The organism is Larkinella sp. (genome assembly GCF_965227735.1).
Taxonomy (GTDB): domain Bacteria; phylum Bacteroidota; class Bacteroidia; order Cytophagales; family Spirosomataceae; genus Larkinella.
The window spans coordinates 6,425,677-6,440,285 of sequence record NZ_OZ245776.1 but is presented as its reverse complement, the minus strand read 5'-3'; the positions used below and the strand labels follow the sequence as shown (position 1 = coordinate 6,440,285).

Below are 14,609 nucleotides of genomic sequence, written 5' to 3'. Positions count from 1 at the left end.
AAACGGGCGGTTCTGTGATATATGTCACACGGCGACCATTTTCTACAAAATTTCAATTTTATTACGCGACAACCGGAGGTAGCCCACGCGCTCCAACTGCTTCAGCAGACGGGAAATTACCTCCCGCGATGTCGCCATTTCACGGGCAATTTCTTCGTGGGTGATCTGCAAAACCGTACACTGGCAACTCTGGGTTTTCTTCTTCAAATAGGTCAGTAACCGTTCGTCGAGTTTCTTGAATGCAATGCTGTCGATGGTGGCAATCATGTCGTCGAACCGGCGCTGGTAGGTGCGAAAAACGAACTGTTTCCAGGTTGGAAACCGGCAAATCCATTCATCAACTTTCTCGACCGGGATGAAAATCAGCCGGGTTTTTTCTTCGGCAATCGCCGTAATTTCGCTGGGTTTGTTGTCGGGACTGCCCGTCATTGAGATGGCGCAGGAATCCAGTCCGCTCAGGTAGTAGAGCAAAGCCTCATTACCGACAGCATCGGGGCGCATAATTTTGATGGAGCCACTCAAAATAATTGGTACCGAGCGGATGTAACTCCCCGGCCGGATCAAATATTCACCTTCTTCAACTTCCTGATAAATTCCGATCCGGTTTATTTCTTCGATTAGCGCCGGTTCAAAACTTCCCCGAAACGCGGCATTGACTACCTGACTGTCGTTGATCATTCCTCTCGCTGTCTTTCACCGCACCCGAACGCCGGGCCGGTCGTCTTCCTTAAGACATTTTTTTTCGGCGTTTGGTGCCTATCCCAAAGAATGCGTAGAGCGGGCAAAAATTCATCAAACTGGTGGCAATCATGACTCCCGCTCCTGCCAGGGCTACCACGGCACCTACGCCAGTCACCACGTCCGCAATATAAAGCCCTAACAATACAGCGGCAATCAGCAGACGAACCACCTTATCCGAAAAACCAATGTTCTTTTTCATGACCGTTTTTTGTAACGAAGTAAGGGCAATTCCGGCTTGCTGTCAGTGACAAATATCACAGATCGGCGTGACTTTCGCGGGCTAAAACCGCCCGGTGTCCACCCTTTCTTTTCCGGAATCATCTATAATTTCCCTTCTATCCGCTCAGGTTTAAAAAAGAAAAAGAGGCCTCTGTTTGCAGAGGCCTCCTGACTATTCAAAATAGGCTAGTTGGTAAACTTATTGCTTGTCCCACCAGATTCGGGTCGTAAACAGATCCGGCCCCTGGCGGGTAATGGCTTCCTGGATATTCGGGTTAATTCCCGGCTCTCCCTGTGGATATCGCAACCGGCGCGGAATCTGGCCGTTGGTTTCGTTTCCCGGATAATTGACCGGAGTCAGTTTGGGCAGTCCCGTTCTCCGCCAGTTCGCCCAGCCTTCGAGGTGGTTCAGCACCGAGCCGGTGATTACCCACATTTCGGTATGGATGGCGTTCATTTTATCGTCCAGCGACCCCGCCGAATACGGGTTGGCAGCCGCGTAAGCCGCCACATCGGCATCCGCAATTACCCCACCATACGAGGCTAGTTGCCGGACACCCGCGCTTTGACCGGCTTCAAACTCGGTTTTGGCGGTTCCGGTAGCCCACCCCCGCTCAATGGCTTCGGCTTTCAGCAAACGCGCTTCGGCGTGCGTCATGATAAAATACGGATTGTCCAGTGCATACATGTTCGGAGCCACCCGCGAATAATTATCCAGACTGGTTTCGGGCAGTGTTTTCAGGGTCGTCGCATCGGTTCCGGGCGGAATTCCGCGTTGTTTCGCCACAGTCTTGTCGCCGTTTTTCAGGGCCGAAATCACCGCCAGGCGCGGGTCTTTCCGGGCTTTCAGGGCATCGATGAATGTGCTGGCCCACTGGATGTTATTTCCGTTGGCAATGCCGCGTCCTGCGCCGAGGTTCCACGAATTGGCGTTGGAGTTGGTGCCAGCCCCCGTATTCGAGAACTTGATCGCAAAGCTATCGTCGTTGCTGGCCATAATGCCGCCGTCGATGGCTTTTTTAGCCCAGGCCTGCGCCCCGGCGGCATCCACTTTCTGCATCCGCATGGCCAGCCGCAGCATCAGCGAATTGGCCCCACGCTTCCATTTTTCCAGATCACCGGCATACACAAAATCGGCGGTTTTCGGAATATAGGCAGTGGCACTGAACGCTTTCCCGGCTTCTTCCAGTTCCTTCAGCAAGTCGGCGTAGATGTCCTTCTGGGCATCGTATTTCGGCGAGAAAACACCGTCCAGATAGCCTAAACCGGCTTCTTTGTACGGAACATCGCCGTACAGATCCGTGATGTTGGCCATTTCGACCACCCGCAGAATCCGGGCCATCGACAGAATGTTCACGTTTTTCGCGTCCGCTTTGGCCAGGGCAATCAGATTGACCAGGTTTTTGATCGAATTCGGGTACGAGTTCACGAAATAGGCTTCGCTCAAATCACCCTGGTAGGTATACACCGTTCCCCGGTAAAAATTGACTTCTACCGACGACATCTGCTGAATAACGGTCGACGCGTAGATGAAGTTGGCCCGCCAGGACTTATACCCCGGATCGCCCGCCGACCCCGGAATGTGCAGCGTAGCCCCCGACAACAGGTAGTCCAAAGGCACCGACGAGGGCGTGTTGGGGTTGACGTTGATCTTTTCAAAATCTTCCGTACACGCCCCAAACGTAAACAGAAGTGTGGTCACTATCAGTATTTTGCGTAACATATGGTGGTATCTTTTAGAAATTGAGCGCGTGACTTAGAATTTCAGATTCAGGTTAACCCCTACCGTGCGGGTTGGCGGAACACCGGCCAGTTCAAGTCCCTGGGCGTTCGAATTGTTGTAGGTCGATTCGGGATCGATGTTCGGCGTTTTCTTCATCAAAATGGCTAAGTTCCGGCCCACGAGCGAGATGGATGCCCCTTTGAACGGCGATTTGCCAAACACCCGCGTCGGAATCGTGTAGTCGATGATCACCTGCCGGAGTTTCAGGAAGTCGGCACTGTAGACAAACGGATCAGCAATGTTGAACAACCGCTCGTAGTATTGCTGCGCCGGTACTTTCACGGTGTTCGGTTCGCCTTTTTCGTTAACACCCTTACCCACGATACCCGTTTCGCGGCCTTCCAGCGTCGACTTCAGCAAGCCCCGGCGGTTGGCGTAAGCGTTGGTTCCGGAGTAAATCACCCCGCCAAATTTCCCGTCGATCAGGAAGCTCAGGCCGATGCCTTTATAGCGGAACGAGTTGGTGAAACCCAGGGTTGTCGGTGCCACGCCGGTGCCAAAGTTGACCAGATTACCCTGCAACGGATAGCCCTGCGAGTCGTAAACGACATTGCCCGACGCGTCTTTTTTATAGGTAAATCCTTTCACCTGGCTGTAGGGCAGGCCCACAACCTGGTGAATGTAGGCAATCCGGGTCCGGTTTTCGTCCACCTGCAACGTAGTCAGGTTGCCGTACAGACTCACGACTTCGCTTTTATTGTAGCCCATGTTGAACGACGCATCCCACGAGAAATCCTTCGCTGAAGCCAGTCGGTAGGTCAGCAACAATTCGAGCCCTTTGTTGGCAATTTCGCCCACGTTGAACAGCGCACTGCCGTAGCCGGAGGTGTTGGAAATTGTAGCCGCCACAATATCGTTGGTGGTTTTCCGGGTATACAAGGCAAAATCGACGCCCAGTTTGTTGTTGAACAGACGGGTTTCCAAACCGGCTTCCGAGGTGGTCGATGTGAGCGGTTGCAGATTCGAATTCGGTACGCGGTCGCCGTTGATTTGGGCCAGCGGAGCGCCCAGGTGCGCGCCCGACAACCCGTAGTACAGCGACAGGTTATACGGATCGGTGTCGCCCCCGGCCTGCGCCCACGACGCTCTCACTTTCAAATAATTGATGGCGGTTGGCAATTTGAATGCCTCCGAAACCACAAAACTTCCCCCCACCGACGGGTACAAAATGCTGTTGTTGCCTTTGGCAAGGGTCGAGAACCAGTCGTTCCGGGCCGTTGCTGTCACGAACAAATAGCCATTGTAGGAGAATTCCGCCGAACCGTAAACGGAATTGATCCGTTTCTCGATGTAGTTTTCGCTGGAACTCCGGGCCGCCGGGTCGATGTTCGAAATGTCGTAGAAATACGGAATATTGAAGTTGCTGCCGCCATACGCTGAGTTCTGGTAGGTCTGCTTCATCAGGTTGCCCCCAAAGAGCGCATTGACCCCAAACCGGTCGCCAAACTTCTTGTTGATACCCAGCAGCAACTCGGAGTTGGTTTCCGTAAAATTCCGGTTGCCGACGTTCATGCCCCCACGCGGCTGAAATGGTGTGCCGTAGGGTGTGATGGTCAGGTTGCGGTAGTTGAAATTGTCGAAACCCAGCCGACCGCGCAGAAAGAGCCAGTCGGTGAAGTTGAAGCGGGGTTCGACGACGCCGATGATCCGGCCTTTTTTATCTTCCTGCCGCCAGTTGTTGGCTGCCACATACGGGTTCTGGATGTAAATGTTGTCGGACCAGACTTTCTCGGAACCGTCGTCATTGAGCTGGCTTTCTTTCAGGGCCGAAAGCGGCAGCGAGGTTGGCATGGCATTGATGGCGTACGTCGCACTTCCGGGCGAATCCGACAGACGGGGCCGGTTGGTGGTTTTCTCCAGAATGTATTTGACGTTGGTCACAATCGACAGTTTCGGCCCCAGATTGGCGTTGACGTTTAGCGCAAAATTGTTCCGGTGCAGTCCGCTGTTGGGAATGATGGACTTGTTGTTGAGGTCGTTCATCGACAACCGGTACGTGATGCTTTCCGTCGCTCCCGTCAGCGCCACCGAATTGGTAAACGTGCTTCCGACGCGATAGAAATCAGTCTGGTTGTTTTTGTAAGCGGAATAAGGCCGTGATTTTCCGTCGAAATTGATGGTATTCGAACCGTCCAGTTTCGTTCCCCAGCTATTCGAGGTCAGGGCTTCGGCCACGGTGGTCGGCTTAATACCGTTATTGCCCATGCCGTATTCATACTGGTAATCTTTGTAGGTGGGCAGTAACAGGTTCTCCGCCACGTAGTTGCTGCTTAGTTCAACGCCGATGCCTTTGTTGGCTTTCCCGCCTTTGGTCGTCACCAGAATAACGCCATTGGAAGCGCGGGAACCGTACAGAGCCGAGGCCGTAGCCCCCTTCAATACGCTGATCGTTTCCACTTCGTCGGGGTTCAGGCTGGAAATACCGTCTCCGCTGTCGCCCCCGCCCCACATCCCGGCCGAACCCAGGTTGTCGTTGTTGATGGGCGTTCCGTCGACCACGATCAGCGGCTGGTTATTGCCTGAAATCGAACCATTCCCGCGAATGACAATCCGGCTCGAACCGCCGGGGCCTGTTGCGGTGTTGGCCACGTTCAAACCGGCCACTTTTCCCTGCAGAGAGTTCGCCATGTTGACGGTTCGGGCCTGGGTCAGCTCCTCACCTTTTACTTCGGTAACGGAATACCCCAGGGCTTTTTTCTCTTTCTTGATCCCCAGGGCTGTCACGACCACCTCACTCAGCGTCGATTCTTCGGGCGACAGCGACACATCGATGGTGGTTGAATTGCCGACTTCGACTTCTTTCGGTATAAAACCGATGGAACTGAATTTGAGGGTCGCTCCTTTTGGTACCTGGATGCTGTATTCGCCCCGGTCGTTGGTAATCGTTCCGCGGGTCGTGCCTTTGATGAGCACGTTGCCCCCGTTTATTTCGCTTTTGCCCTCCTCCGTCACCTTGCCTTTGACCTCGACGGTTTGCGCAAAGCTGAGGGTTGACAAAAGGGAGAGGATCAGGATCCTCAGAAAAATTAGACTTCTTTTCATAGTAGGTAGAAAAATTGAGGTGGAATTAAATATGGTTTTTAAAGCCTTCGGGTAGTCTGGCTGGTTGACAAATCGGAAAACAAAGCCAGTTCAACGCACTGGCTTTGTCCGGACTACCAACCTATAATTGATCCTAATAAACTCATTGTCAAGGTGTCATTCGCATCTGCTGTTTCTTCATGCCGCTTGTCCGTTGGAAGTCGGCAGGGCCTCTTCCCGCCCGGTCTGGTACATCCGGTTTTTCGTAATCAGGTCGTTCAGCCGCTCGACCGAGGTGGCCGACCGCAGCCCGTCCGCCGGGGTGTTGACCACATAGTCGAGCAAACGACCAAGGGTAGACGTCGCCACGTGCATCCGGGTATCCGACGATGCGTAGTAGATGAAAACCGTCCCGTCGTCGTCCAGAATCCAGCCGTTGGCGAAGACGACATTGGACACATCGCCAATGCGCTCCTCGCCTTCGGGGGCGATAAAATACCCCGCCGGTTTGTAAATCACCTTCGTCAGATCCTTTAAGTCCGTCATAAACAGATACAGGACGTAGCGCAACCCGGCCGCTGTGTTCCGAACGCCGTGGGCCAGGTGCAGCCAGCCTTTCGCGGTTTTAATCGGTGCCGGTCCCTGCCCGTTTTTCACCTCATACACCGTGTGGTAGCGTTTCTCATCCACGATGTATTCCCGGTCAATCACCGGATTTTCCATCGAATCGGTCAGGCCAAGCCCAATGCCACCGCCGGTTCCGGCTTCGATAAAACTGTCTTGCGGACGGGTGTAGAGCGCATATTTTCCGTTCACAAATTCCGGATGCAACACCACATTCCGTTGCTGCGGTGAAGGCGAAACCAGATCGGGCAGCCGTTCCCAGGTTTTCAGATCGCGCGTCCGGGCGATGCCACACTGCGCCAATGCCGAGGATTCGTCGCCTTTCCGGGCCGCCGGATCTTTGCGCTCGGTGCAGAACAGGCCGTAAATCCAGCCATCTTCGTGCTGCACCAGCCGCATGTCGTAGACGTTGATGTCCGGTTCGTCGGTTTCGGGCATCGTAATCGGGTACTCCCAAAACCGGAAGTTGTCGATCCCGTTGGGGCTTTCGGCCACGGCGAAAAACGATTTCCGGTCGCTGCTTTCGACCCGCACCACCAGCAGGTACTTTCCGTCCAGTCGAATGGCCCCGGCATTAAAGGTTGCGTTGATGCCAAAGCGCTCCATCAAATACGGATTTGTAGCCGGGTTCAGATCATACCGCCAGAACAAGGGAGTGTGCCGAGCCGTCAGAACCGGATGCTGGTAGCGGTCGAAGAGGCCGTTGCCGGGTTTGAGTTTTTCGTTTTGACGCGAAATCAATTCAAAATGGCCCTTTTCCAAGGTCTCCAATCGTTCCTGAAAGGCAATTTTCATTGGTTTTATCGTATAAATTCGTCATCTACCGCACTGGCGCGGTTGCGTTGTTGCCTGCTTACGGGATAATTTACCCCGAAGGGTCGCGTACCTGACGGCACGCCAGAGCGCGATGTAATCACCCGTTTTCTACCGACGCTGCGCTGTTGTATCCCTTCGGGATAATTTGCCCCGAATGAACACAACCACCCGTTTTCTGCCGACGCTGCGCTGTTGTATCCCTTCGGGATGATTTGCCCCGAATGGACACAACTACCCGTTTTCTACCGACGCTGCGCTGTTGTATCCCTTCGGGATGATTTGCCCCGAATGGGACACAACCACTCGTTTTCTGCCGATGCTGCGCTGTTACATCCCTCCGGGATAATTTGCCCCGCCAGGGGCTTAACAGCGCAGCGTCGGTAGGTGACAGAACCGAGGTGTTTCCCGCGTGCCGTAAGGTACGCGACCGCCAAACCGACGCTGCGTTGTTGCATCCCTGTAGGATAGTGGCCGGGTTCTACAACACGCTAATTTCAAATATGCCTGTGACTTTCTAATCTATAAATCAATGTATTAACACCGATGATACTGCTACTGAAACCGGCTTCGTATCCTCCACGGGTAGCTTGTCCCACCACGTTTTTTTGAGAATTATTGCACAAACCGCCAGGATCGTCAGGGTGACTGACAATTCGGTGTACATGCTGACGATCAGATACATCGGCAGCATTGTCAGACAGCATTGGGCCACAACGCCCACCACGACGTTGAACGCATCACGTTTAAAGTTTTTGTTGGCTTCGAACGACGGATCGTCGGCCACGACCAGCTCGTGAATCGGTTGCCAGAACCCCCAGGGGCGGACGGTTCTGTAAAAGGACTTCAGCGTTTCGGATTTCGTCGGGGGGGTCAGCAGGGAACCGGCCACGCAACCGGCCAGTGACAAACCAAACAGTAGCGAGAAATAATACAACTCCAGGGTTTCTTTAAACAGGGCGGGAAAAATCAGCGCCGGAACGATCCCCGCCAGCATGCCCCAGAAAAAACCGCTGGCGTTAAACCGCCACCAGTGCCATTTCAGCACGTTCGCAGCGACATAACCGCCGTACAAGGCCGACACGATCCACTGCAGGATGCTGTTGACATCCCGGACAAACAAGCCCAGCAGAATGCCAAAACCGGCCACCGCCAGCCCCGATGCGTAATTCATCCGGGCAATCCGCCGGTTCGATGCGCGCGGATTGACGTATTTCAGGTAAATATCATTGACGATGTAGGCCTGTGCGGCATTGAGCGTTCCGGCAAACGTACCCATGAAAGCCGCCAGTAAACCCGCCAGCAACAGCCCCATCAGCCCTGCCGGAACGAATTGCAGGATGGCTGCGGGCAGAATTTTTTCAAAGTCGATGGCGCCGTTGGGGGTCCGCAGGTTGAGCTGATCAAAATGCAGCAGGGCCAGAACCGTAAAGCCCATGATCATGGCGTAGCGAACCGGCAGCAGTACGATGGACACAATACCGCTCATTTTAGCCGCATCCTGAGGGGATTTAGTCGACAACACCTTTTGCATGTCGTAGTTGGGGGCCGGACCGGCCAGACTCGCCAGAATGCCTTTGAAAGTCATCATCATGAAGAAGATGCCAAACAACGAAAAACCGTCGGATTTGATCTTGGCGTTTACCGCATCGATCCTCCCCGTCCAGTCCAGATCGTCGAGACGCCAGCTAAAGAAGGGCGTATACCAGCCTTTGGGTACGCTTAATGAACTGACCGCCAGGTTGTCCATCGCGATCGACGCAATGATGAACGCAGCAATCGTCATGATGATGTACTTCAGAATGTCGCCGATGACGATGCTGGTCATGCCGCCCAGAATGGCGTAAAAAACCGCAAACGAAGTAAAAATGATGCCGTAGAAAGGCGCTACGGAAGCCGGTGAAACCGTAAAAGGCAAATAGGGCGCTACGGTGGAAATGGGAATGAAGATCTCGACAAACTTGCCCAGCCCGACAAAGCCGTAGGCCATGAAGCCGAGGCAACTCAGCAGGGCAAAAACGACGACAACCGTGTGGGAAGCCGTTACGCCCCGCCCGGAGCCGAAGCGGGTTCCGATCCATTCCGCTCCCGTCGACACGTTTGACCGGCGGAGCCAGACGGACAGGTACATCATCAGAAAAACCTGGTTGAAAACCGGCCAGAGCCACGGAATCCAGAGGCTCTTCATGCCGTAGACGAACGCCAGCGTCACCATCCACATCGTGCCCGAGATGTCGAACATGTCGGATGCGTTCGATAAACCGAGCATATACCAGGGCAGGGTTTTACCGCCCAGCATGTAAGCCTCCTTATTCCGGGCCGCTCGCTTTTTCAACCCCAATCCCAGCAAAATAACGGCCACCAGGTAGCCGACTATGATGCTGAGATCAAGTGCTGAAAGTTTCATGAAATAGAGATTGGTTCAATGCGCCAAAAGTATACGCTTTTTCCGACTAGAGAGTAATACTTTTTTAGCATTCTTTTGAACAAATGCTATTATAAAGTAAATGATAATTCTGCCAAATATCCTGTTTTGTATCAATTATATCTGTATAATACAATTATTACAAATAAATAGCTAAGTTATTCGTAAACGGATTTGATACGATACGTACCTCATGTATGGTACTTTTTGCCTATCTTTGTTGCTGTCTTTCCTGTCTCCAGCTATTCCAATGAGTGCGATTTACCGGGAAATTACACCCCTGACCCAGAATGACTGTTACACGCTTTTTTCACGGGTCAAGAAGGATTTCGATTTTCCCCTGCATTCGCACGAGGAGTTTGAACTGAACTTCATTGCCAATGGCGCCGGGACCAAACGAATCATCGGTGATCATACGGACGTGATCGAGGATCTGGAACTGGTGTTGGTGGGCAGTAACCTTCCGCACGGGTGGTTCAACCACCAGGGCCCGGGCCAGGAAGTGTATGAGGTAACGATTCAGTTTCACCGTGATTTGTTCGATGAGAAACTGCTTCGGCGTAACCAGCTCAGTTTCATCCGGGTATTGCTGGAACGGTCGGCCAAAGGCATTGCGTTTTCGCGGGAAACCATCGAGTCGCTGCGCCCCCGCCTTGAAGCCCTCGCTCAGAAAAGCGGTTTTGACTCGGTGCTGGAACTGATGTCGATTCTGCACGATCTGTCCATCTCCCGGAACATGCGAACGCTCTCGAACGCGTCGTTTACCAACGATCCGCTGAATTTCAACAGCCGCCGGATCGAGAAAGCGTTCGAGTTCATGCAGGCAAATTATGACAAGGATATTTCGCTCGCCGATTTGTCCAAAGTCGTCAACATGCCGGAAGTGTCGTTCAGCCGGTTTATCAAAAAACGAACCGGGAAGACCTTCATCGACAGCCTGAACGAAATACGGCTCGGACACGCATCGCGGCTGTTGATCGATACGACCCACACCATCACTGAAATTTCCTATAAATGTGGTTTTAACAATATGTCGTATTTCAACCGTATCTTCCGTCGAAAAAACGGTTGTACCCCCCGCGAGTTCCGGCAGAATTATTCAGGAATCCGGGTTTTTGTGTGAGTACGGTCGTCGGTTTTCCGTTTACGGTTTTTGGTGAATGGAAATGCCTGAAAATAGCGAATAATGAATGTAGTACTTTCGCTTTTGCCCCTAAATCCCCTAAAGGGCGGTCGGCCGCTGCCGGACTTTTAGCATCCGGATTAAGCTGCGTCCAAGTCCCCTTTAGGGGATTTAGGGGCAAAAGCGAAAGTACTAAGAATAACGAAAGTTACCGTAAACTATAAACCGAATACCGTAAACCAAAAATAACCTCGTGGAAAGACGAAAAGCACTTAAAAGTTTGGCGGTGGCCGTGGGCGGACTGGTGAGTCTGCCGGGTTGGGCAAACGGCTGGAATTCGGCGAACCTCCCGTCGGGAGCGTCGTTTCTGGCCCCCCGCGCCGATGCGGTTTTAGCCGAAGTCGTAGAAACCATCCTGCCCGCCACCGACACCCCGGGCGCGAAAGCCCTGGGCGTTCACACCTTCATCCAGAAAATCGTGACGGACTGTATGGAACCATCGGCGCAGGACAGTTTGACCAAAGGTCTGACCGCCGTGGAAGCCCTCGCCAAAAAAACCTACACCAAATCGTTTGCCTCGCTCGATGCCGGTCAGAAAGCCGAGGTGCTGAAAACCATGAGCCAGTCGTCGGATGCGGACGAAAAAGGCTTCTTTTCGCTGGTAAAAGGCATGACCATCCGGGGCTACATGACCTCCGAATACGTTATGAACAACATCACGCACTACGAAATGGTCCCCGGTCGCTACCACGGTTGTGTGCCGGTGGTGGCCAAAAACACAACGCATAAAACGCAACAAAACAAATAGCAGCCCGAACCCTATGGCAAATTTTGCAATCGATGCAGTAAAAGCAACCACGTATGACGCCATCGTGATCGGATCAGGGATCAGTGGCGGTTGGGCTGCGAAAGAGTTGACAGAGAAAGGATTACGCACGCTGGTGCTGGAACGGGGCCGCGACGTCAAACACGTGGTCGACTACCCTACCACCATGCTCAACACCTGGGAAATGGAACACCGCGGGCAGTTGCCGCTCGGTATCCGGAAGGAGAATCCGATCGTGGGCAAGTGTTATGCCTTTCACGAAGGGTCAGCGCATTTTTTCGTGAAGGATGCCGAACATCCGTATGTGCAGGAAAACCCGTTCGACTGGATTCGGGGCTATCAGGTGGGTGGCAAATCCCTGCTGTGGGCGCGCCAGACCCAGCGCTGGAGCGACTTCGACTTTCAGGGCCCGGCCCGCGACGGTTTTGCGGTCGACTGGCCGATTCGCTACGCCGACATCGCGCCCTGGTATAGCCACGTTGAAAAATTTGCCGGTATTACGGGGAACAAGGACGGTTTAGCCACCCTGCCCGACGGCGAGTTTCTGCCGCCCCACGAGTGGAACTGCGTTGAAAAATACTTTAGCCAGCAGATGGCGGCCAAATACAAAGACCGGCCGGTCATCATGGGCCGGGCCGCCCACATCACCAAACCGCAGCCGATTCACCTGCAACAGGGCCGGGCGCAGTGCCAGCACCGGACCATTTGCGAGCGCGGCTGTCCGTTTGGCGGGTATTTCAGCAGCAACGCGTCGACCCTGCCCTGGGCCGCCAAAACCGGCAAGCTGACATTGCGCCCCCATTCGGTGGTGCATTCGATCATTTATGACGAGAAAAAAGGCAAAGCTACCGGCGTTCGGGTGATCGATGCGACTACCAAGGAAATGATCGAGTTTTATGCCCGCATCATTTTTGTGAATGCGGCCGCTCTGAACACCAATCTGGTGCTGCTGAACTCCACCTCCAACCGGTTTCCGAATGGGCTGGGCAACGACAGTGGCGTGTTGGGCAAATATGCCGCCTTCCACAATTACCGGGCGGGCATTTCGGGTGAATACGACGGGCATCTGGAATCGACCACCGAAGGCCGACGCCCCAACAGCCCCTACATTCCGCGATTCCGGAACGTTCACAAACAGGAAACCGACTTCCTGCGCGGTTATGCGGCCGGTTTTTCAGCCAACCGCATTTCCCGGTCGAACCAGGACGGTTTCGGTGCCGACCTGAAAGCGAACCTGGCCAATCCGACGCTGGGCGGCTGGAGCGTGGGCTCCCACATGATGGGCGAAACCATTCCGAAAGAGAGCAATTACGTGGCGTTGGACAAAACCCTGAAAGATCCGTTTGGCATTCCGCAGTTGAAAGTGTCGATTGTATATGACGACAACGACGACAAGATGGTGAAGGATTACCAGGAGCAAATGATGGAAATGTTCACCGCAGCCGGTTTTAAAAACCTCCGTGTTCGCGACGACAAACGCAATCCGGGGCTGGACATTCACGAAATGGGCGGGGCTCGCATGGGTAAAGATCCCAAGACGTCGATTCTCAACAAATGGAACCAGATGCACCACGTCAAAAATGTGTTTGTGACCGACGGTGCCTCGATGACGTCTACCTCAACCCAGAACCCATCGCTGACCTACATGGCGCTGACGGCCCGGGCGGTGGACTACGCGGTGAAAGAGATGAAAAAGATGAATCTTTGAGGATGAAATAGTTACACAGAGTTAATCAGAGAACATCAGAGTTTATCGGGGATATCTCTGGTTAACTCTGATGTTCTCTGATTAACTCTGTGTAACACGCTTAATTTTCTTTCACCGCCGTTTCCCCGTGGGGCGTGTGCAGAAACTTCTTCCCGGCGGCTTTGATTTTCAGCAGGGAACGCATCATGCGAAAAACCAGTAGCGGGAAGGTCAGCACATCCCGAAGTGAGATTTTTTGCCAGAGATAACCCGGAATCGAGATCAGAAGGCTGAACAGTAGCGTTACCAGCATAATGCCAAAGTAGCGCCAGACCATCGGGTTTCCAATCACCAGGCCAACCAGTGTCCCCACAAACAGGAGTGCAAGAAACAGCACACGCGGAATGAGCAGCGCCTTCAGCAATCCATTGAATGCGTGCCAGTTACCCCTCATCAACTGCCGGATGCCGGTACCGAAATACAGCTTAACAAAGTGAATCTGAGCGGCAATCCAGCGGGTTCGCTGACGTTCAAACACCTCCAGATTCTGCACCTTTTCGTCGTAAATCAGGGCCTGTTTCAGGTACGCGATCTCAATGTCTTCGGTCAACAGCAGCATTTCAAGCTCTTTGTCGTAGCCCCCCACCGACCGAATCTGGCCCATCGCGCGCTTCATCATCTCGGGTTCAAAGGCCATGCCCGACCCAATCAGCGATGCCGAGAAGCCCAGCGCCCGTTGCCCACCCCGAAAAAGGTGGTTGTTGACCTCTTCATTCATGGCGTCCAAAACCGCCACACTGGTATTGGTGTTTTTAGCCACCCGATGGCCCTGAACCGCCCGCCAGCCGCAATCGAACGCCTGGTTGATGCGGTGCAGAAAATCGGGTGCCATGTGGTTGTCGGCATCAGAAACGAGCACAATGTCGTATACCTCTTCCGGAAGAAGTTCGAGCGCTTTCGTTAACGATTTCTGAACCGTCGATTCTTCAAAACTCACCACCAGAACCTTGACCGGGAATTGGGCAAGCTGCTGCAAGGTCTCGGCGCGAAACGAATCAGCAATCACGTAAATATCGTAGGAATCAGCAGGATAAGTTTGTTGAAGATTGGCCTGGACCGAGTCCAGAATGACTTTATCCTCTTTGTAGGCGGGTACCAGAACGGCGATTCGGCGGGTGCGGGTGGTGGCCTTGCTTGCAGGTTCGCTGTCGTCTCCGCCAAACCAGCCTGCCAGGGCACAAATAAGAAGATACAGAATATTAAACCCGAGGTACAGACCGATCGGCAAAAAAATCAGATACCCAATAAAATCCATGTTCCGGTAAAATTATCACTGTACAAATCAAT

At 53.4% G+C, this 14,609-nt stretch carries 10 protein-coding genes; 3 read left to right on the top strand and 7 right to left on the bottom strand.

Annotated features, from left to right (window positions below; genetic code table 11):
• Window positions 1-42: 42 nt before the first annotated feature.
• From ACO064_RS25165 to ACO064_RS25140, 6 genes are all read right to left on the bottom strand, one after another.
• On the bottom strand, window positions 43-678 hold the full coding sequence (locus ACO064_RS25165; protein ID WP_114405981.1) for a Crp/Fnr family transcriptional regulator: 636 nt from the start codon (window positions 676-678) through the stop codon (window positions 43-45).
• A gap of 49 nt (window positions 679-727) precedes the next feature.
• Window positions 728-940, bottom strand: a complete 213-nt coding sequence (locus tag ACO064_RS25160) for a YgaP family membrane protein (RefSeq protein ID WP_421829959.1) — start codon at window positions 938-940, stop codon at window positions 728-730.
• Between the two features lie 219 nt (window positions 941-1,159).
• Complete coding sequence (locus ACO064_RS25155) at window positions 1,160-2,683, bottom strand: SusD/RagB family nutrient-binding outer membrane lipoprotein (protein ID WP_421829958.1); 1,524 nt, start codon at window positions 2,681-2,683, stop codon at window positions 1,160-1,162.
• 33 nt (window positions 2,684-2,716) lie between these two features.
• Window positions 2,717-5,740: a SusC/RagA family TonB-linked outer membrane protein gene (locus ACO064_RS25150; RefSeq protein ID WP_421829957.1), complete on the bottom strand. Its 3,024-nt coding sequence runs from the start codon at window positions 5,738-5,740 to the stop codon at window positions 2,717-2,719.
• Between the two features lie 222 nt (window positions 5,741-5,962).
• Complete coding sequence (locus ACO064_RS25145) at window positions 5,963-7,183, bottom strand: glycosidase (protein WP_421829956.1); 1,221 nt, start codon at window positions 7,181-7,183, stop codon at window positions 5,963-5,965.
• Between the two features lie 547 nt (window positions 7,184-7,730).
• On the bottom strand, window positions 7,731-9,608 hold the full coding sequence (locus ACO064_RS25140; protein WP_421829955.1) for a sodium:solute symporter family protein: 1,878 nt from the start codon (window positions 9,606-9,608) through the stop codon (window positions 7,731-7,733).
• A 268-nt stretch (window positions 9,609-9,876) separates the two neighbouring features.
• Here ACO064_RS25140 and ACO064_RS25135 point away from each other — a divergent pair, with 268 nt between their 5' ends.
• The 3 genes from ACO064_RS25135 (at window position 9,877) to ACO064_RS25125 (ending at window position 13,283) form a co-directional block, all read left to right on the top strand.
• Window positions 9,877-10,749, top strand: coding sequence for a helix-turn-helix domain-containing protein (locus tag ACO064_RS25135; RefSeq protein WP_421829954.1), 873 nt, complete (start codon window positions 9,877-9,879; stop codon window positions 10,747-10,749).
• 253 nt (window positions 10,750-11,002) lie between these two features.
• On the top strand, window positions 11,003-11,557 hold the full coding sequence (locus ACO064_RS25130; RefSeq protein WP_421829953.1) for a gluconate 2-dehydrogenase subunit 3 family protein: 555 nt from the start codon (window positions 11,003-11,005) through the stop codon (window positions 11,555-11,557).
• A 13-nt stretch (window positions 11,558-11,570) separates the two neighbouring features.
• Entirely contained in the window at window positions 11,571-13,283 is a 1,713-nt protein-coding gene (locus ACO064_RS25125; protein ID WP_421829952.1) for a GMC oxidoreductase, read from the top strand.
• A 100-nt stretch (window positions 13,284-13,383) separates the two neighbouring features.
• Here ACO064_RS25125 and ACO064_RS25120 read toward each other — a convergent pair whose 3' ends face one another.
• Entirely contained in the window at window positions 13,384-14,577 is a 1,194-nt protein-coding gene (locus tag ACO064_RS25120; protein ID WP_421829951.1) for a glycosyltransferase, read from the bottom strand.
• Window positions 14,578-14,609: the final 32 nt, after the last annotated feature.

Coding starts and splice junctions, on each gene's coding strand:
- ACO064_RS25165 (WP_114405981.1), bottom strand. CDS start 678: ATGATCAACGACAGTCAGGTAGTCAATGCCGCGTTTCGGGGAAGTTTT.
- ACO064_RS25160 (WP_421829959.1), bottom strand. CDS start 940: ATGAAAAAGAACATTGGTTTTTCGGATAAGGTGGTTCGTCTGCTGATT.
- ACO064_RS25155 (WP_421829958.1), bottom strand. CDS start 2,683: ATGTTACGCAAAATACTGATAGTGACCACACTTCTGTTTACGTTTGGG.
- ACO064_RS25145 (WP_421829956.1), bottom strand. CDS start 7,183: ATGAAAATTGCCTTTCAGGAACGATTGGAGACCTTGGAAAAGGGCCAT.
- ACO064_RS25140 (WP_421829955.1), bottom strand. CDS start 9,608: ATGAAACTTTCAGCACTTGATCTCAGCATCATAGTCGGCTACCTGGTG.
- ACO064_RS25135 (WP_421829954.1), top strand. CDS start 9,877: ATGAGTGCGATTTACCGGGAAATTACACCCCTGACCCAGAATGACTGT.
- ACO064_RS25125 (WP_421829952.1), top strand. CDS start 11,571: ATGGCAAATTTTGCAATCGATGCAGTAAAAGCAACCACGTATGACGCC.
- ACO064_RS25120 (WP_421829951.1), bottom strand. CDS start 14,577: ATGGATTTTATTGGGTATCTGATTTTTTTGCCGATCGGTCTGTACCTC.